Raw genomic sequence first — 18332 nt, forward strand, 5'->3', positions numbered from 1 at the left:
GGGTTCGACAGATGAACATTTTAGAAGCTCGTAAATTATATAAAAGCTATGGAAATAAATTCAATAAACAAGAGGTGCTGAAAGGCATTGATTTGACGATAGAAGCTGGAGAATTTGTCAGCATCATGGGGCCATCAGGCTCGGGGAAAACGACCCTTTTGAACGTATTGTCATCGATTGATCATGTGTCCAGCGGATCGATTCGGATCGCAGATGCAGAAATGACGCAAATGAAAGATCAGCAGCTCGCTGAATTTAGAAAGAAACAGCTTGGCTTTGTTTTTCAGGATTATAACTTACTTGATACACTCACGGTTAAAGAGAACATCCTCTTGCCATTATCCATCTCCAAAACGCCTAAAAAAGAAGCTTTTGAACGCTTTCAACAGCTTGCAGAGGATATGGGGATTTATGAACTAAGAGACAAATATCCAAATGAACTGTCTGGTGGACAAAAGCAACGGACATCTGCGGTACGTGCCTTTATTCATGAACCAAGCCTTATTTTTGCTGATGAACCAACCGGAGCACTTGATTCCAAATCTGCGTCTGACTTACTGAACAAGCTGCAAGAATTCAATCACAAGCGCAAAGCAACCATTGTCATGGTGACGCATGACCCTGTTGCAGCCAGTTATTCAAGACGAGTGATTTTTATCAAAGATGGACAGATCTATACACAATTGAATAAAGGCGCATTAGAGAGAAAGATGTTTTTCGAGGATATTATGAAAACGCAAGGTGTTTTAGGCGGTGTGAAGCATGAACATTAATCAGCTCGTCTTCCGCAATCTGAAGAAAAACTTAAAAAATTACTATTTATACGTGTTTGCACTTGTATTTAGTGTGGCGCTCTATTTTTCCTTTGTCACCTTGCAGTATTCACCAGCACTTGATGATGTGAAAGGGTCTATTAAAGGCGGTGCATCCATTAAAGCCGCTTCTATTCTGCTGATCGCCATCGTCGGCATCTTCCTTTTATATGCAAATAGCATTTTCATCAAACGTAGAGGAAAAGAAATCGGTCTCTTGCAGCTCATTGGAATGACGAAACAAAAAATTTCCAAGCTGCTCCATGCAGAAAATTTTATCCTCTATATGATTTCGATGGCTATTGGAATATTGGCCGGATTTATCGGTTCAAAGCTGATGCTGATGGTTCTATTTAAAGTCACAGGTGTTCATGCAATTGCCAATCTTCATTTTTCTGGCACGGCTCTTTTGCAAACAATCATCGTGTTTCTCTTGATTTATGTTGTCATCATGCTAAGAAATAGACGTTTTATTCAGAAGCAAACGATCTTAGCTTTGTTTAGAACAACCTCTTCTACAGAGCAGCGTATTAAAAAAATCTCTGTCTTTGAAATCATCATCGGGGTTCTAGGCATTGCCTTTATCAGCTCAGGCTATTACATTTCTTCTCAGCTTTTTAATGGCTCATACACATCGATGTTTTCGTTATCTTTAGCCATGATCTATATTTTAGGTTCTGTCATTATTGGTACTTTCCTTTTCTATAAAGGCTCTGTTTCATTTATTGCCAATATCGTACGAAAAAGAAAAAATGGCTACCTTGCCATTCATGAAGTCTTGTCTTTATCGTCGATCATGTTCCGTTTAAAATCAAATGCATTGCTGTTAACGATTATTACTACCGTATCTGCACTTGCCATCGGTTTGTTATCACTCAGCTATATTTCCTACTACTCAGCAGAAAAAACAGCTGAACAGCAAATTCCAGCACATTTTGTCATGGGATCAGAGAAAGATGCTGGCACATTCACTCGCGCACTTTCTGATCAGCATATTGCCTATGAGAAAAAGCAGTTCGAGGTCATTCAAGCCGATTTTGATGCAAATCAAATCATCGATACGAAGTTAAGCAGTGTGAATAAAGCTCCAGGAGTCTTAACACTACCTGTGATCAGCGAGAAAAACGTACCAAATATTCATGTAGAGAACAACGAAGTCATGTTAAGTGGCTACAATGATTTATTGAAAAAATTCATGCCGATTAAAAGCTCTGGTGATGTGAAACTTTTAATAAAAAAACCAATTGATTTAAAAGTAATTGATATGAAAAAGGATCATTTAATCTCTTACCAGTTCACTTCTGGCGGCCTACCTGTTGCTGTCGTCAGTCAAAACGTCTTTGAGCAGCTTGATCAAAACAAAGACCCTAAGCTGCAGCGTGAGAATAACCAATATATTGCGATCAATATAAAAGATGAAGGAAAAGTTGAACAAGCCAATGACGTCTTTATGTCTGTGAAATTGAGTGATGAAAGTATGTCTAGATTTGCTACCACTCAGCAGCAAAAACAAACCATCGGACTGATGATGTTTGTAGTCGGATTTTTAGGCCTCAGCTTCCTTGTGACATCAGGCTGTATTTTATACTTCAAACAGATGAATGAGAGCGAAGAGGAACAAAGCTCATACACGATTCTGCGTAAGCTTGGTTTTACGGAGACAGATCTCTTAAAAGGCATTCGGCTCAAACAGCTTTTCAACTTTGGCATTCCGCTTCTCGTCGGGCTCTTGCACAGCTACTTTGCTGTACAATCTGGCTGGTTTTTATTTGGCAGCGAACTGTGGACACCTATGCTGATTGTCATGGCGATTTATACCGTTTTATACTCAGTCTTCGGATTCCTATCTGTCCAATATTATAAAAAAGTCATTAAAGAATCGTTGTAAAGTATTCCCCATAGGCAGTGGCCTATGGGGATATTGCACGTCATTTTGTTGATTCAAACTGATGCGATAAAATATGATCTCTTGCCGCATAAGCTTTTTGTTTGATCTCTTCTAAGTTCACTCCAACTAGCTTCCCATTTTGTTTCACTGCTTTTCCAGCCACATAGACAGAGTCAACATTTGAAGGGTGTGCCGTTTGCACAACTGCTCCAGCTGGATCTGTCATCGGAAGAAGATTCATGCTTGTCCGATCGATCAAGATAAAATCAGCTTCTTTTCCAGGTGTGAGTGAGCCGATTTTGTCATCCAGCTTCAAGGCACGAGCCCCGTTTATTGTGGCTGCTTCAAGCATTTGCTGTGCAGACAATCCAAGTTCAGGCCCTGGCATCGTCCCTTCCATCAATAAAGATTGATTTTGAATCGCTCGTTCCGCCTGTAGTCCGAATTTCATTTGAGTAAATAAATCTCCGCCTGTCGCTGTCACCACATCTACACCAAGCGTTGGCAGAACACCATTTTCAATGGCGAGCCCTGTGACAGGATATCCGTGTCCCATCATCATTTCAATCTCAGGTGTAATAGAGATGGAGCTTCCGCTGTCAGCTAACATCTTCATTTGATCTGCATCAATTGCATTGATATGCACCATATTCAAATCAGGCCCGAGCAGCCCTGCTTGATGAAGCCGCTCAATCGATCGATCCGCCGCTCCCCAATTTCCAAAGCCAATGTGCATACTGCATAATGCATCTAGTGATCTCGCTGTTTCAATTTCAAAGACGGTCGTCTCCCATGAAGAAAATTCAGGTCCACGAATGGCAAGTCCCATCGTCAACAGCTGATCCGATGATTGAAAATGTTTTTGTTTCACGCGGGCTGCGTCTTCCATATTCGTGAGCGTACTCTCTCTGTCCCAATACGCTGCATCTCCAGAGGTACCAAAACCAAAGACCGCTCGAATACCCGCATCTTTTAAACCTCCAATGAGTTCTTCTGTATGATCCATAGAATTGATCATCGTCCAGTCGAAAAACGTGGTCACTCCTGCATCTAATGCCTCTAATGCGCCTAAATAATTAGCAATTCGATCATCTGATGGACGTCTCATCGCCCCATAGTTGCCATAATAAATTTTGCTCAAATACGTTTGCAAAGACCAATCTGTTCCGATTCCCCGTATGACAGACTGCCACACATGACGATGGGTATCCACAAGCCCTGGCATGATGACCATGTCAGACGCATCAACAACATCAGCACCGCTTACTTCAATCGAAGGTCCGACTTCTAAAATATGTGCCCCTTCAATTAATAGATCTCCCTTCTCCAGAAAACCTAAAGATGGATCAAGTGTGATAAGAGCCGCATCTTTAAACAATGTTTTCTTCATCCATATCCCCCTTTTCAAATAAAGAGAATGAGTCACTCACTCTCTCTGTCATTTTAAGACATAACAGGTTCAAATTAGAAGAAAAGTGACTCAAGGAATGTGGTTTTATGAGCTGATATTCCGAAAATAGTTGTATATCCGTTTTAATTTCACGTCATGCTTCCCTTTCGGACTTTCCATCATGCCAAATTCAAAGAACTTCACCGGTTTAATCCCGACATATTGTAAAAGAGCTCGTCTCATTAACACCTTGTGGGCATTTTGCAAAAAGAAGAAAGGGTAGTGGGTCGGTCCTTGCATTGTCGATACACATACAGCCCTCTTTCCTTTTAACAAGCCTTCTGGAAGCAGCCCGCCTGTTTGACGGTAAGCAAAATTCGCTGCAAACATGCGATCAATAAAACCAAGCAGCATGGCTGGCGGCCGCCCCCACCAAATCGGATAAACAAACACGATGTTGTCTGCCCATTTGATTTTCTCTTGATATTCTTGAATCTCAGGGTCCTTATGCATATCACGTCTTTTTTTCTCTTCATTAAAAATAAGTACAGGATCAAATTTGTCTTGGTATAAATCTATGATTCTCACTTCTTGAACGTTTGGATTTTCTTCACTGCCCTTTAGGATTTCTTTAAAAAAAGCACCATTTAAACTATTGTGATGGGGGTGAGTATAAATAATGAGTACATTCATGGCTTGTCTCCTTTAGTTATCATTTGATAACAAAAAGCATACACCCCTCTTTTTTAGTTGTCAAATGATAATTGTTTTTTGATAACAAATTTGGTATGGTACGTAGGAGGTGAAAAATGATGAAAAATCCACATTTTTTCAAAGAGTTTGTCACATTTGCTTCTACTTTTTCTGAGCTAAAACATGCTATGATGAGCAAGATCAAACCATCTGATCTAACCACTCTACAATATTTGATTCTGGAGCAGTTAGCCGTCAGTGAGCCGCTAACACCTAGTGAAATCGCCGATTGTCAGCACATGTCTCTTCCGAATGTCAGCAGAGAATTGAAAAAGCTTCACGAAAAACAATTCATTGATAGACAAGAAGATAAAGATGACAAGCGAAAACATGTCATTATGCTATCTAAAAAAGGCCGTGCGTGTATGGACAAAGCATTTCAACAAATTGAATCCATGCTCATGGACAGCCTTTCTTCCTCTGACCAAAATCAAATGGATGATATCGTACAAGCTCTTCGTCTATTAAATCAAACCATCTTCAAAAAATGATCGAATGAAAAAAGCATGAGCGTATCGCTCATGCAAATGATTTTTGAACACATTAGTAAAGAGATGCTAAAAGATACGTGATGAAACCTACTATTGGAATAATCGGGATCATCAGCTTCAATGTTTTATTCGTATTCTTATATAAATTCCACAACAAGACTGGTACACCAAACGTCAATGTATCAAAGACAGCAAGCACTGCCCCTTTACGCTGTTCTTTATGAGCCATTTGAAAACCTCCACATCCAATAAAATACATTTTTTATAGTGTAGCATACATTCTATTTTGATCATTTCCTCCAGGTAATTGAATCGTCAGTATGTCTGAGATAAATGAACGGGGTGTAACCGATGCTTGCCCCGAGACAGTAGACAACAAAAAAACGCCGGATGTTTTCCATCCAACGCTTCTTCAAATGACATGTTCAACATCACGTCTCTTTTGCTCTATGTATCCTTTATCCAATAAGCTGATAGGCGATATATAATGCAACTAGCCAGATCATGACCGCAGAGGCTTTATTGATCCGGTTCATCCACTTGCCGTTTGTATCTAGCTTTCCTAACATTTTCCCGAGAAGGGCAAGACCCATAAACCATAACCACGAGACAATGATACAGGCTGCGGTAAATGCCACCTTTTCCGCCCCATGATATTGAAGAGAGTTCGTTCCTATCACTCCTATTGTATCGAGAATCGCGTGAGGATTTAAAAGTGAAACGGAACAGGCAAATATGATTTGTTTTCTCATAGGCATCAAGTCCATCTTTTCTTGATTACCTGTTGCGGAGCTCGTGTTCCAAACTGACCATCCCATATAAAGTAAAAAGAAAAATCCAATGATAAAAAGACCCATTTGCAAGATAGGAATGGTGAGTACAACAACCGAAACCCCAATGACAGCTAAAGTAATTAAAAGTGTGTCGCAGAGAGCAGCTGTAATGACCACAGGCAGTACGCGATATAATCGCGGCTGAAGGGCTCCTTGCTGAAATACAAATACATTTTGTGCGCCCAAAGGTAAAATAAGGCCAAAGGCAAGCACAATCCCATGAATTATCGCAATCGACATTTTCAGAACATTCTCCTTTTCAAGTCATCCTTACACATTTTAACATAAAACATCATGAACGAATTTTACATATTTGATTTGTCCAATAAAAAAAGCGCTGGATGATTTTCCATCCAGACGCTTATTGTTTCTACTGTTATGATGATTTTCGTGCAAGCTCTCTTTCTCTCAGCTCGACACGTCGAATTTTCGCTGACGGAGTTTTTGGTAGCTCGTCAATGAATTCGATTTCTCTTGGATATTTGTACGGTGCTGTTGTATTTTTCACGTGTGTTTGCAGTTCTTTAATCAGCTCATCGCTTTGTGCAGATGCATCACGCAGGACGACGTATGCTTTCACGATTGATCCTCTGATTTCATCTGGACTTGCCACAACCGCACATTCTTTCACTGCTGGGTGCTTAATCAGTGCATCTTCGACTTCAAATGGACCAATTGTATAACCTGAGCTGACAATGATGTCATCCCTGCGGCTTTCAAACCAAAAATACCCGTCTTCATCTTTTTTCGCTCGGTCACCGGTAATAAAGTAATCCCCGCGGCGCTGCGCCTTTGTACGCTCTGCATCTTTGTAATATTCCTTGAATAAAGCCGGTGTTTCAAGATGAACGGCAATGTCACCTATTTCTCCTGGAGCACAGATCTGGCCATTCTCATCAATGATCTCTACTTCATTTCCAGGTGTTGGTTTGCCCATGCTACCTGGCTTGATGTCCATTCCTTTCAGCACCCCGACTAGCAGCGTGCTTTCTGTTTGCCCGTAACCATCTCGCACTTCGATATCGAAATGTTTTTTGAACGTATCGATGACTTCACGGTTGAGCGGCTCTCCCGCAGAAACAGCACTATGCAATGTTGGTAGCTCGTACTGACTGAGGTCATCCACTTTTGCCATAAATCGATATTCTGTTGGTGTACAGCATAGAACATTGATTTCATTTTTTTGAAGCAGCTCTAAGTACGTATTCGGATTAAATTTCCCTCCATAAACAAAACCTTCTGCTCCACTTCCTAAAACAGATAAGAGAGGACTCCACACCCATTTTTGCCAGCCTGGTCCTGCTGTTGCCCATACTTTATCCCCTTCATTAATGGAGAGCCATGCTTTGGCCGCAGTACGTAAATGTGCATACGCCCAGCCGTGTGTATGAACAACCCCTTTTGGGTTACCTGTTGTGCCTGATGTATAAGAGAGAAACGCCATGTCTGTACGTGTTGTGTCTGCCAATTTCAACTCGCTTGACTGCTCTTCCTTTTGCGCAACAATGTTTGTCCAGCCATGATCATTCTCACCAATCGAGAATGTTTTGAAATCTTTTGGCTGGTTGGTTCCTTCAAACGATTGAATGAATGATGCGTAAACAATCGCTCCTTTTGCTTCTGCATGTTCAATTCGGTAATCTATATCTTTAGCGCGAAGCATTTCTGAACAAGGAATCACAACCATTCCTGTTTTTAAAATGGCTAAATAAATGCTGTATGCCTCTAGCATACGAGGCACCATCACAATGATTTTATCGCCTTTTTTAAAGCCTGCATTTAATAGAACATGACCAATTTTATTCGCCTCTTCCACTAATGCTGCATATGTCACATGCGCTTCATGGCCATTTCCATCCTGCCAGTGCAGGGCGATTTTCTCCTGGTCATGACTGAACGCTTCAATCTCACTGACTAAGTTATATTGTTCTGGTGCAATTAAGTCTTCTCTTTTCATGGTACAGCTCCTTTTAGCCTCTTTCTATGAAACGAATCATGTTTCAATTTACCTATTCTAACACTCATAACTGAAAAATGCTTGAATTAGGACCTACTCCTAGTATTATGCCATAATTTTTTCATTTCGTCTTCTTTTTTAAAAATATTCTAACAATTTATGTACAAAAAAAAGAGCGGGAATGAACCCGCTCATAAGCCATAGCTTTTTAATTGTGTGTCTTAGAAAGATCCGCCACCCATATGTTGTTGAGCGTAAGATACAAGACGCTTAGTGATTTCTCCACCAACTGATCCGTTAGCGCGAGCTGTTGTTTCTGGTCCAAGGTTTACGCCAAATTCTGAAGCGATTTCGTACTTCATTTGGTCGATCGCTTGTGCAGCGCCTGGAACGACTAATTGATTAGAACTGCTTTGTCTGTTTTGTTGAGCCATGTGTTCTCACCTCCTTGTGAATATAGAATGTGTAGAAACACATGACTTCATGCGATTGATTTTATGGTAATTATTATGAAATTTTTTATTTAGAATAAATCAGCGAATTTGTCAGCTGCTTTCTTTTCATTTGTGACAACGATTGTTTCGATCTGCTCCACTGCCTCATCAAGCATTGGCTCGAATTCAGCAAAGCTTTCGTAGCGTTCTACTTTTTCAAGCTTTGGTTTTGTTTTTGGAGATGGCGGCGTAAAGATCGTGCAGCAATCCTCAAATGGCTGAATGCTTGTCTCATATGTGCCAATTCGTCTCGCTTCTTCGATAATGTCATTCTTATCCACGGCAATCAGCGGGCGAATGATCGGTGTGTTTGTGACATGATTAATGGCATACATGCTTTCAAGTGTCTGACTTGCCACTTGACCAAGGCTTTCCCCTGTAATAATGGCAAGCGCATCACGCTTGGCTCTTATTTTATCTGCAATTTTGAGCATCATTCTTCTCGTTGAAGTCATCGTATAGTTTTCTGGTACTTGTTTGTGAATGAGCTCTTGGATTTTTGTAAAAGGAACGATGTGAAGCTTGACTTCGCCTCCATAGGCAGCTAAGCATTCCGCTAGATCAATGACCTTTTGCTTGGCACGTTCACTTGTATAAGGTGGGCTAAAGAAATGAACCGCTTCAATTTGAATGCCTCGTTTCATTGCCTGATAGCCGGCCACTGGGCTGTCAAAACCGCCAGAGAGCATCAGCATCGCTCTTCCGCTTGAACCAACTGGCAGTCCGCCTGCACCTTTTACATCTTTAAATGTAATGTACGTCGCATGTTCTCTTATTTCAATTCGCAAGTGAACATCTGGCTGTTTCACATTAACGGTTAAGTTGTCTGTATTCCTTAGAACATGTCCACCAATTTCTCGGTTCATTTCATTTGAATCAAGCTTAAATTGTTTATAAGAGCGTTTCGTTGAGACCTTAAATGTATTTCCTTGTTCATACACTTCCTGAACCGCTGAGAGTGCCGCTTCTTTGATGGCATCAAGATTTGTCTCACATTTTACAGCCAGGCTAAAGCTTTGAATGCCAAATACACCTTTAAGCTGTTCTGAAATCGGTTCAGGGTCTTCTCCGTTTAGCATGATCGTAATACGGTCTCTATCAGATGCATACTTTAATGCTTCAAAGTCTTTTAATACAAACCGGATATGCTGTCTTAGTTTTTCGATAAATTTCTTTCTATTTTTCCCTTTTGTTGAAATCTCACCAAAACGGACTAAAATATGGTCATACTTCATGTTGTTATCTCATTCCCTTTAATTTTTTCACACTTTGTGCGATCGATGTGATGATTTGCGGCGCTAGCTCTGGTCCTTGTCCATATGTCAAACTGATTCTCATGCTGCTTTTGGCTGCTTCTTCTGATTTTCCCATCGCGAGCAGGACACGGCTTGGTTCCTTTTTCTTAGCAGAACAAGCAGACGTTGTCGAAACGTAAATGCCTTCTTTTTCGAGCATATGCAGAAGGACTTCGATCTGAATACCTGGCACTGAAAAATTCACAATGTGCGGTGCGCTATGCGTCAGCGGTGTGTTTATGACGACGCCTTCTATCTTTCCAAGCTGCTGCTCTAGCTCCGTTTTTAAGGCGATCATCTCATCATGATGCTTGTTTGAATATTCAAATGATTGCTTTATGGCTTTTGCTAAACTGACAGCTCCAGCAGGGTTCTCAGTCCCTGAGCGAAGGCCTAGTTCTTGCTCTCCTCCTGTGATAAAAGGTGCAAGTACGATCTCTCTCTTTAAAAAGAGGGCACCTGTTCCCTTCAGGCCGTGAATCTTGTGGCCTGACATCGTTAAAAGATCAATATCCATCTCTTTAGGCAGCGGAACCTTGCCAATTCCTTGTACGCCGTCAACATGAAAAATCGCCTCTTTGGCATACTTCCGAATGATGCTGGCCGCTTCCTCTATCGGCTGAATCGCGCCTGTTTCATTGTTTACATGCATGAGACTGACAAGCACTGTATCAGGGCGAAGCACTTCTTTTAAATGCGTCATATCTGCACGGCCATGCTCATTTACTTGAATATAGGAAATATCAAAGCCAAATAATGTTTTCAGCTGTTCAAACGATTCGATGACAGATGGATGCTCAATCGCTGTTGTGACAATATGTCTGCCTCGGTTCATCTTGGCAAGAGCAGCCCCTTTGATGGCAATGTTATTTGCTTCTGTTGCACCTGAAGTAAAAATAATCTCATATTGTGTAAAACCTGTATAGTGAAGGATTTGTTTTCGCGTTTCACTTAATAGACGGCTCGCATCAATTCCAAGTTGATGCAGCGAAGACGGATTCCCAAAAAAACGCTCACTCACTTGCTGATGTACTTGTAAAACCTCTGGATAAGGCTTTGTTGTAGCACTATTATCAAGATAAATCATATCTTAAACTCCTTACAAAAAAACTTAAAAAATAAATGCATTTATATGTTACCATAATGAAGTCAGACAGAGAATTTTCTGAAAATGGCAGTTGACAACTTTTTATTTTCACTATATCATCCATAGTGCAATTGTCATATAAACACCTAAATTGTCAGAATATTTAAATTTGACACAATACACTGATTGAGGAGGGACTATTTTGAATAATAGTTTAAGTATAAAAGAGACATTGGCTATTGGACTAATGCTTTTTGCATTATTCTTTGGTGCAGGAAATATGATTTTCCCGCCTGTTCTTGGACAATATGCTGGTGAAAACGTATGGCTTGCCATCGGCGGATTCCTACTTACAGGCGTAGGTCTTCCACTATTAGGGGTTATTGCTGTCGCCCTTACAGGTACCGGCGCCAAAGGTCTTGCCGATAAAGCACACCCTAAATTCGGGACTATCTTTACCGTTATTCTGTATTTATCCATTGGACCATTTTTCGCCATTCCGCGAACTGGTACGGTTTCGTATGAGATTGGATTAGCTCCATTTCTCTCAGGTGCCCAAGCCACTTCATGGGTACCACTATTCATCTTTACCGTAGTGTTTTTCACTATTTCATACTTGCTTGCGTTAAATCCTTCAAAGCTGGTTGATCGTATTGGTAAAATTTTGACACCGATCTTATTAACTGTTATTGCTATTATTGTCATTAAAGCCATTGCTACGCCAATGGGAATGATCGGTGCTCCAGATAAAACATATGAGGCAAATCCGCTTTTCACTGGATTTTTAGAAGGCTATAAAACAATGGATGCACTTGCTTCTATCGTATTTGGAATCGTCGTGGTGACAGCTGTTAAGGACAGAGGCATCACAGAGCGAAAATCTCTTGCAGCAGCTTGTATTAAGGCAGGAATCGTAGCAGCTGTTGGACTGGCACTCGTGTACATTTCACTTGCTTATGTGGGTGCTTCAAGCCCCGATGCCACGGGAATGGTTGGAGCAAATGATGGCGGCAAACTGCTTTCACTTTCTGCCAACTTTTTATTCGGTTCTGCTGGTAACATTGTTCTTGGCGCAGCCATTTTATTCGCTTGTTTAACGACTAGTGTTGGACTTATTTCATCTTGTGGAGAATACTTTTCAAAGCTCTTCCCAGCACTTTCTTATCGTACTGTCGTTCTAATTGTTTCTTTATTTAGCACATTCGTTGCAAACCTCGGACTGGCACAAATCATTTCTCTGTCGGTGCCTGTACTCGTAGCGATCTATCCACTGGCCATTGTCATTATTTTATTATCGTTCCTTGACCGCTGGATTAACGGCAGAAGAGTCATTTATATCACTTCTCTTATCTTTACTGGTTTCTTTGCCATCACTGATGGATTATTAGCTGCCAAAGTGAATCTAGGCGGATTGCCTGGCATCTTGAAATCAATTGTTCCGTTTTACGATTTAGGCATTGGCTGGATCATACCAGCTATTATCGGTGCTCTGATTGGTGTACTTATTTCCATGTTTACCAGCCCACCAAAGCAACTTGCCTCATAATCATCACAAGCCAAAACATCCCCTTCCAAAGAAGAAGGGGATGTTTTTTTATTGTTCTTCATATACTAAAATAGAAAAATTCATGACTTTTGTACGAAAACACATGTTGACATCAGGCGTACATCCTTTATAATTAGTGATTGTTAATGATGAACGGTTACCTAGCAACTAATTAACAGAATATTTCAACATAATAATGGAGGCTTTAAATGCAATGAAGGCAACTTTGTCGACGAAAGATACGGTTATCATAGGTTTTATGCTGTTTGCTCTATTCTTCGGCGCCGGTAATATGATTTATCCACCAGAGCTTGGGCAATATGCTGGGCAAAATGTGTGGAAAGCAATGGGCGGATTTTTATTAACAGGTGTCGGTTTACCTCTTCTAGGGATTATTGCAATCGCTTTGACAGGTCGAGATGCGAAAGGATTAGCTGATAAAGCTCACCCAGCTTTTGGAACAGCGTTTACAGTCATTTTATATTTATCTATCGGGCCACTTTTCGCTATTCCTCGTACAGGAACGGTTTCATATGAAATTGGTGCACTACCCTTTTTAGCTGGTGTACCAGCTTGGCTCTCACTTCTTTTATTTACACTGGCCTTTTTTGGTATTACGTATTATCTTGCACTAAATCCAACGAAAATTGTGGATCGTGTAGGGAAAGTGTTAACACCGATTAAATTTACGATCATTTTGATTATTATCGTCAAAGCCATTTTGACACCAATGGGCGTCATTGGCACACCTGATGTGTCCTATAGCAATGGATCATTTTTCAAAGGGTTTTTAGAAGGCTATAAAACCATGGACGCTCTTGCATCTATTGTGTTTGGAGTTGTTGTCATCAACGCTATTAAAGGACGCGGCGTGACAAGTAAAAAGGCACTGACATCCGCTTGTATCAAAGCAGGCCTAATTGCAGCTTGCGGATTAACATTTGTTTATCTATCACTTGCTTATTTAGGTGCTTCAAGTACACACGCCATTGGTTTTGTTGGAGATGGCAGTAAGATCTTGGCTCAGTCTTCACAATTTCTTTTTGGCAGTTTAGGAAATATTGTGTTAGGTGCGGCGATTACGGTTGCCTGTTTAACTACAAGTATCGGTCTCGTGACATCGTGCGGAGAGTATTTCTCAAATTTATTACCTAAACTTTCTTATAAAATGGTCGTTACACTCGTCACATTATTCAGTTTTATCATTTCAAATTTTGGACTTGCTCATATTATCGCTTTTTCAGTACCTGTGTTAACTGCGATTTACCCGTTAGCGATTGTGATTATCGTCTTATCACTTGCTGACAAATGGCTTGGTCATAGAAGACCTGTGTATGTCCTTACTTTGATTTTAACTGGCTGCGTCAGTCTGTTTGACGGCTTAGCAGCGGCGAAACTGCCGATTGGTCCTGTGAAAGATCTCTTTCAAACGATCTTGCCGCTATATGACCTTGGCATTGGCTGGATTGTACCTGCCATACTCGGAATCGTGATTGGATTTGTTATCTCTCTATTCACTTCTTCTGCTTCAGAAGAACGCCAAAAGCAAGCTTCATAACATGGAAAAAGCTGAAGTCCCAAAATGGACTTCAGCTTTTTTTATTGATGCTGATATTCTTTTTCTTGCTGAGTTAAAAGCTTCTGAACGGCTCCAGGTGATGCTTTTTCGACAGCAGCTGCTGCCACATCAAACGAATCGTTATAATCATAGGCATAAAATCTTCGTTCTGCCTCTTTTAATTGCTCTGAAAGAATATGGTTTTGACTTCTAAACCGGTTGCCGTATTGTATAATCCGTTCAATTTGATCCACTTTACGAAGCATGTCATGTGTTTCATCAACGACATGTCTAACTGTTTCAGAGGCTTCTTTTAATTGCTGGTTCACTGCTAGCATATTCAGCGGCAAATTCTCTAGCTGCTCTTGCACTTGCTGAATCATCTCCTGCGCTTTTTCAGCACGTTCTTTGATGTCAGCAGGCACACCTGGAATGTTGCTTTTGTGCAGCTGGCGCACTGTATCTGTCAGCATGGTTTTAAGTTCAGCCAATGTTTCTCTTGCCTGTAATTCTTCTTTTCGTAACGATTGAAGGTGATCTTTAAACGCTTCATGAAGCGTTTTGGCTTCCTCAATAAAGGTCGCAAGCTGATTGATTTCATCCATTAATAATGTGTATGCGACATGGTCACGATCAAGCTTCTCTCGTATTTGCTTCATGAGCTTTTCAATTTCTTCTAATCGTTTTTCGAAGGCTTTCTGCTGATCCAGTTCTCCTGCTGTCAGCTTGTAGCTTTCTTTCACAAGAGCCGTTTCTGCCTTAGTCTGCGTGTGGTCTTGTTCAAGTTTTTCAAATGCCTCGGTCAGCTCAGGCATTTTGCTCTTGATTTCCTGACCTGCTTCTACTTCTGCTTCTAGCTGATCATACAGCGTCTGAATCGCATCATCAATCATTTGCAAAATGCTTGATGCTTCATCTAAATTGAGTTCATCGATCAGCAGTTTCTCCGCCCGGGTCAGCTGTTTATTCAAGTTCTCCAGCTCTTTTGTGATCTGGATGTGCTCTAGCTTGTAGCCTTTGTCTGTCATTTCTTTATAACCGTCTTTCAGCTTCGTCAGCTGACCTGGCACCGTTTGTTTGCAGTCTGCGATGAGCTTCGGTACATCATTGATATATAATTGCAGCTGATCGAGTCTACGGTCTTGCTCAAGCAAAATTTTCCTTGCTGTCATGTAGTTTCCGTTTTCTGTCTCTTCCTCATACTGCTTAATCCCTTCCCAGGCCTCGTCCAAGTCCTGCTCCATTTTGTCATAAAGGGTGCCGTATAAATGGCTGTAAGCAAGTAGATTTTTTCGTACCGTTTGATATTGCTCTTTGACCTTCTCGATGTCTTTTCGGTTTTGCTCTTCACTTGTGACAAGGTCTGCAATCTCTTTTAAAATGTCTTCGATGTTTGAATCAGCAGCGGTGAGCAGATCTCCTATATGCGCAAGGACTTGCTTCGCTTTGGAGAATCGATATTTATCAGAATACTCCTCTGCATCATATAATAGCTCCTCTACCTTTGGAAGATGGGCTGTGACGATATCGTCCCACTCTGCACGCCATCTTTCAAAAAACTGCTCTGTTTCTCCGGTCATTTTTAAATGTTTGATTTTTGAAATTTCTTCTACAATTGATCTGTTTAAAATTTCAATTTTCCATGCTTCCAATCGGTCAATCTCTTTATATATATTTTTTCTGAGGAAATAACCGACTGAAAACAAAGCAAGCAAAATGACAATTAAACCGATGATAAACTCCATAATGAGCCCCCTTGTTGTGATCTAAGTGATGTCAGGGTAGTGTCCCGAGTAGACCTGAGAACCCTTTCGTGTCCGCTTTGCATTTGTTTTTTATAAGCAGGATTGTATTTTTCCCAATACGATCCATTCACGGTTTTATGTATGTTTTTTCAAGAAAGTCATTCAGGCTTTCTATCATTTGATCACATGTATTGATGTGACCTGTTTTTATGTATGCGGAAGCTGTCGTTTTCATTGTTATTATGATACCATGTAACCAGCATTTTTGGTCATGATTTTTCATTATTTTCGCTGATAAACATGACGTTTTTCAAAATATCGACAAGAGGTGACGACATGTTGAAACAAGATGCACATTTACATACGCCATTTTGCCCGCACGGTACGCTTGATCCTTTTCATTCTTATATTGAAAAAGCAATGAAAAAGGGATTTGATTCCATCACCTTTACCGAGCATGCCCCGTTGCCTCCTTCGTTTCGAGATCCAACGCCTGAGCAGGATAGCGCCATGAAGCTTCGAGACCTTGAAGCCTATTTGACGAAGCTGGATCAGCTGAAACAGGAATACAAAGGACAGTTAATAGTAAAAACTGGGCTTGAGGTCGACTATATCAAAGAGTATGAAGAGGAAACAAGTGCCTTTTTAGACTGCTACGGCCCTGAACTAGACGATAGCATTTTATCTGTTCACTTTCTTCCTGCTGGCAATGATTATATTTGTCTTGATTTTGATGAGCACGCCTTCAAGCAGCTGATCAGCATCTATGGCAGCACCGAACACGTCTATCAAAGCTACTATGACCAAATTCATTCTTCTATTCTATCATCTTTAGGTCCATATAAGCCAAAGAGAATCGGTCATATCACCCTTGTCCAGAAATTCAAACAGCTTTTTCCATACGAAATGTCGCCAGAACTATGTCAAAGGGTCACCCTTTGTCTTGAAGAAACGGCAAAAAAAGGCATGTCCTTAGATTTTAATACATCAGGTCTTCGTAAAACATATGCCAGAAGTATCTATTTAGATCAATGGATGATCGATCTTGCAAAACAGAAAAAAATTCCGCTCATATTCGGGTCTGATGCCCATCAAGCGGAAGATCTCGGGTATGCGTATGATCAATTTGAAGACATCATGAGTTTCAGGTGAGGATCAAGTGCGGGTTCGTTTGGTTCTAACAGATGATGAAGCGACCGGCTCAGTTCCTTATAGTACGTTTGATAAAAGTAAGGCTCGTTTGGGTTGATATAAAGCACCTCTGTTAAATATTGCGGCTGTAAATATGGCATCATCAGAAGTGATTTTAGCTGGATCATAAATGATGAGAGTGACAGCTGCTTACAAATCACATGGGTGCTTTTTCCTTTTTCAATGATGAGCTGAAACAAGTATTTTTCCTTTGTTAAATAGGTGGACATGATTTCCCTGATCAGCGTTGAATCAATGGTCACCTCTCGATAAACGAAACGGGTTAATTGACGATTTTCATGCTGATAAGATAAAATATCAAAAACCACATGAAGTAAACATTCTTTTGCATGACGGGTTTCCATGTGCTGGATGTGCGATTCAATCATCTGAATATAGCCTTCATAAAAATCGGATACGAGTTGCTCGAGCAGCCCTCCTTTTCCTTGAAAGTAATAAGATATATGGGCAACGTTGACGTTTGCTTCCTTCGCAATCTCACGGACAGAGGTTCCAGAAAATCCTTTTTGGTTAAAAAGTCTGATGGCAGCTTCAATAATACGGTCTTTTGTTTGCACGGTTGTTGATGTTTTCATCCGCTCACCCCTCTTCATGTGTACATACTTCAAGGCGAAGGCGGAAGTTCCTTTAATCATTGCTCGACAAATCCCACATGCGAAGCGCAAGTTATGTATTTTTGAGATAGAAAGTAGGAGATTTTCATGTTTCATGTCGAAAAACAGTCTGGTGATCCATCGAAAGACTATCAATTACTCATCAAGCAAGTAGAAGCGATTACGGATGGTGAACCTGATCTCATTGCCAACCTAGCCAATGCTGCGGCGCTGCTTTATCACTCGCTTCCTGAAGTCAATTGGGCAGGATTTTATTTAGCAAAAGGCGGAGAACTTGTGCTTGGTCCATTCAACGGACTTCCCGCATGTGTACGCATTCCTTCTGGAAAAGGGGTTTGCGGTACAGCATTTGCGACAGGTGATGTACAGCGTATCGCTGATGTCCATGCATTCCCTGGTCATATTGCATGTGATGCAGCATCGCAATCTGAAATTGTGATCCCACTTAAAGTAAATGGACAAATCATTGGGGTACTCGATATTGACAGTCCAGTGAAAGATCGTTTCAATGAAGTGGATGAAACGTACTTAGTTCAATTTACAGAGGTTCTCCAAAATGCGTTATCAGCCTCTACTGATGCGTCATGATGCGTGAAAAGCAGACAATGTGTCTGCTTTTTTATTTTGTTTTCTTTCTCGGTAAAAGCCGGCCGTGTT

The 18332-nt window shown here is 40.8% G+C and carries 17 protein-coding genes; 7 read left to right on the forward strand and 10 right to left on the reverse strand.

The features are described 5' to 3' along the window. The first annotated feature begins 11 nt into the window (after positions 1–11). Both NSQ52_RS13835 and NSQ52_RS13840 read left to right on the forward strand, forming a co-directional pair. Positions 12–773 (forward strand): ABC transporter ATP-binding protein, encoded by a 762-nt coding sequence (locus NSQ52_RS13835; protein ID WP_007501759.1) that lies wholly within the window; start codon positions 12–14, stop codon positions 771–773. Further along, on the forward strand, positions 763–2700 hold the full coding sequence (locus NSQ52_RS13840; protein ID WP_259253259.1) for an ABC transporter permease: 1938 nt from the start codon (positions 763–765) through the stop codon (positions 2698–2700). The genes NSQ52_RS13835 and NSQ52_RS13840 overlap by 11 nt, the downstream gene beginning before the upstream one ends. Before the next feature lie 40 nt (positions 2701–2740). On the opposite strand, the gene NSQ52_RS13845 is transcribed toward NSQ52_RS13840, so the two are convergent. After that, positions 2741–4090, reverse strand: coding sequence for an amidohydrolase family protein (locus NSQ52_RS13845; protein WP_041506719.1), 1350 nt, complete (start codon positions 4088–4090; stop codon positions 2741–2743). A gap of 105 nt (positions 4091–4195) precedes the next feature. After that, positions 4196–4783 (reverse strand): NAD(P)H-dependent oxidoreductase, encoded by a 588-nt coding sequence (locus NSQ52_RS13850; protein WP_342473471.1) that lies wholly within the window; start codon positions 4781–4783, stop codon positions 4196–4198. Between the two features lie 119 nt (positions 4784–4902). On the opposite strand from NSQ52_RS13850, the gene NSQ52_RS13855 reads away from it, so the two are divergent. Next, positions 4903–5334 (forward strand): MarR family transcriptional regulator, encoded by a 432-nt coding sequence (locus NSQ52_RS13855; RefSeq protein ID WP_045034203.1) that lies wholly within the window; start codon positions 4903–4905, stop codon positions 5332–5334. 52 nt (positions 5335–5386) lie between these two features. Here the strand turns inward: NSQ52_RS13855 and NSQ52_RS13860 are convergent, their stop codons facing one another. The 6 genes from NSQ52_RS13860 to NSQ52_RS13885 all read right to left on the reverse strand — a co-directional run bounded on the left by NSQ52_RS13860 (position 5387) and on the right by NSQ52_RS13885 (position 11000). Then, complete coding sequence (locus NSQ52_RS13860; protein WP_008356320.1) at positions 5387–5563, reverse strand: hypothetical protein; 177 nt, start codon at positions 5561–5563, stop codon at positions 5387–5389. A gap of 229 nt (positions 5564–5792) precedes the next feature. Further along, positions 5793–6407 (reverse strand): LysE/ArgO family amino acid transporter, encoded by a 615-nt coding sequence (locus NSQ52_RS13865; RefSeq protein WP_041506718.1) that lies wholly within the window; start codon positions 6405–6407, stop codon positions 5793–5795. A gap of 136 nt (positions 6408–6543) precedes the next feature. Then, on the reverse strand, positions 6544–8124 hold the full coding sequence (locus tag NSQ52_RS13870) for an acyl--CoA ligase (protein ID WP_047945286.1): 1581 nt from the start codon (positions 8122–8124) through the stop codon (positions 6544–6546). Between the two features lie 221 nt (positions 8125–8345). Continuing rightward, the gene (locus NSQ52_RS13875) at positions 8346–8558 is read right to left on the reverse strand and encodes an alpha/beta-type small acid-soluble spore protein (protein ID WP_003216385.1); all 213 of its coding nucleotides are present in this window, start codon (positions 8556–8558) and stop codon (positions 8346–8348) included. Positions 8559–8647: 89 nt separating this feature from the next. Next, a complete protein-coding gene (gene thiI / locus NSQ52_RS13880) occupies positions 8648–9853 on the reverse strand; it encodes a tRNA uracil 4-sulfurtransferase ThiI (protein ID WP_342473473.1) in 1206 nt (401 codons plus the stop codon). Positions 9854–9857: 4 nt separating this feature from the next. Beyond that, on the reverse strand, positions 9858–11000 hold the full coding sequence (locus tag NSQ52_RS13885; protein WP_342473474.1) for a cysteine desulfurase family protein: 1143 nt from the start codon (positions 10998–11000) through the stop codon (positions 9858–9860). A 202-nt stretch (positions 11001–11202) separates the two neighbouring features. Here NSQ52_RS13885 and brnQ (NSQ52_RS13890) point away from each other — a divergent pair, with 202 nt between their 5' ends. Together brnQ (NSQ52_RS13890) and brnQ (NSQ52_RS13895) are read left to right on the forward strand one after the other, a co-directional pair. After that, the gene (gene brnQ / locus NSQ52_RS13890; RefSeq protein WP_144667149.1) at positions 11203–12546 is read left to right on the forward strand and encodes a branched-chain amino acid transport system II carrier protein; all 1344 of its coding nucleotides are present in this window, start codon (positions 11203–11205) and stop codon (positions 12544–12546) included. Positions 12547–12760: 214 nt separating this feature from the next. Further along, the gene (gene brnQ / locus NSQ52_RS13895; protein WP_024718689.1) at positions 12761–14104 is read left to right on the forward strand and encodes a branched-chain amino acid transport system II carrier protein; all 1344 of its coding nucleotides are present in this window, start codon (positions 12761–12763) and stop codon (positions 14102–14104) included. 41 nt (positions 14105–14145) lie between these two features. Here the strand turns inward: brnQ (NSQ52_RS13895) and ezrA are convergent, their stop codons facing one another. Then, a complete protein-coding gene (ezrA, locus tag NSQ52_RS13900; RefSeq protein ID WP_342473475.1) occupies positions 14146–15849 on the reverse strand; it encodes a septation ring formation regulator EzrA in 1704 nt (567 codons plus the stop codon). A gap of 336 nt (positions 15850–16185) precedes the next feature. On the opposite strand from ezrA, the gene hisJ reads away from it, so the two are divergent. Continuing rightward, positions 16186–17001, forward strand: coding sequence for a histidinol-phosphatase HisJ (hisJ, locus tag NSQ52_RS13905; RefSeq protein ID WP_047945281.1), 816 nt, complete (start codon positions 16186–16188; stop codon positions 16999–17001). Here hisJ and refZ read toward each other — a convergent pair. Further along, complete coding sequence (gene refZ, locus NSQ52_RS13910; protein WP_008343081.1) at positions 16971–17636, reverse strand: forespore capture DNA-binding protein RefZ; 666 nt, start codon at positions 17634–17636, stop codon at positions 16971–16973. The genes hisJ and refZ overlap by 31 nt on opposite strands. Before the next feature lie 126 nt (positions 17637–17762). Between refZ and NSQ52_RS13915 the strand changes: the two genes are divergently transcribed. Continuing rightward, entirely contained in the window at positions 17763–18263 is a 501-nt protein-coding gene (locus NSQ52_RS13915) for a GAF domain-containing protein (RefSeq protein WP_041092574.1), read from the forward strand. Positions 18264–18332 lie beyond the last annotated feature (69 nt).

Source organism: Bacillus sp. FSL W8-1141, from assembly GCF_038593205.1.
In the GTDB taxonomy this organism is placed as follows: domain Bacteria; phylum Bacillota; class Bacilli; order Bacillales; family Bacillaceae; genus Bacillus; species Bacillus altitudinis.

Excerpts from the sequence above, each read along its gene's own strand:
- NSQ52_RS13860 (WP_008356320.1), bottom strand. The coding sequence starts at position 5,563 with ATGGCTCATAAAGAACAGCGTAAAGGGGCAGTGCTTGCTGTCTTTGAT.
- NSQ52_RS13835 (WP_007501759.1), top strand. The coding sequence starts at position 12 with ATGAACATTTTAGAAGCTCGTAAATTATATAAAAGCTATGGAAATAAA.
- NSQ52_RS13875 (WP_003216385.1), bottom strand. The coding sequence starts at position 8,558 with ATGGCTCAACAAAACAGACAAAGCAGTTCTAATCAATTAGTCGTTCCA.
- refZ (WP_008343081.1), bottom strand. The coding sequence starts at position 17,636 with ATGAAAACATCAACAACCGTGCAAACAAAAGACCGTATTATTGAAGCT.
- NSQ52_RS13915 (WP_041092574.1), top strand. The coding sequence starts at position 17,763 with ATGTTTCATGTCGAAAAACAGTCTGGTGATCCATCGAAAGACTATCAA.
- NSQ52_RS13855 (WP_045034203.1), top strand. The coding sequence starts at position 4,903 with ATGAAAAATCCACATTTTTTCAAAGAGTTTGTCACATTTGCTTCTACT.
- NSQ52_RS13865 (WP_041506718.1), bottom strand. The coding sequence starts at position 6,407 with ATGTCGATTGCGATAATTCATGGGATTGTGCTTGCCTTTGGCCTTATT.
- NSQ52_RS13845 (WP_041506719.1), bottom strand. The coding sequence starts at position 4,090 with ATGAAGAAAACATTGTTTAAAGATGCGGCTCTTATCACACTTGATCCA.
- ezrA (WP_342473475.1), bottom strand. The coding sequence starts at position 15,849 with ATGGAGTTTATCATCGGTTTAATTGTCATTTTGCTTGCTTTGTTTTCA.
- hisJ (WP_047945281.1), top strand. The coding sequence starts at position 16,186 with ATGTTGAAACAAGATGCACATTTACATACGCCATTTTGCCCGCACGGT.
- thiI (WP_342473473.1), bottom strand. The coding sequence starts at position 9,853 with ATGAAGTATGACCATATTTTAGTCCGTTTTGGTGAGATTTCAACAAAA.
- NSQ52_RS13885 (WP_342473474.1), bottom strand. The coding sequence starts at position 11,000 with ATGATTTATCTTGATAATAGTGCTACAACAAAGCCTTATCCAGAGGTT.
- NSQ52_RS13870 (WP_047945286.1), bottom strand. The coding sequence starts at position 8,124 with ATGAAAAGAGAAGACTTAATTGCACCAGAACAATATAACTTAGTCAGT.
- brnQ (WP_024718689.1), top strand. The coding sequence starts at position 12,761 with ATGAAGGCAACTTTGTCGACGAAAGATACGGTTATCATAGGTTTTATG.
- NSQ52_RS13840 (WP_259253259.1), top strand. The coding sequence starts at position 763 with ATGAACATTAATCAGCTCGTCTTCCGCAATCTGAAGAAAAACTTAAAA.
- NSQ52_RS13850 (WP_342473471.1), bottom strand. The coding sequence starts at position 4,783 with ATGAATGTACTCATTATTTATACTCACCCCCATCACAATAGTTTAAAT.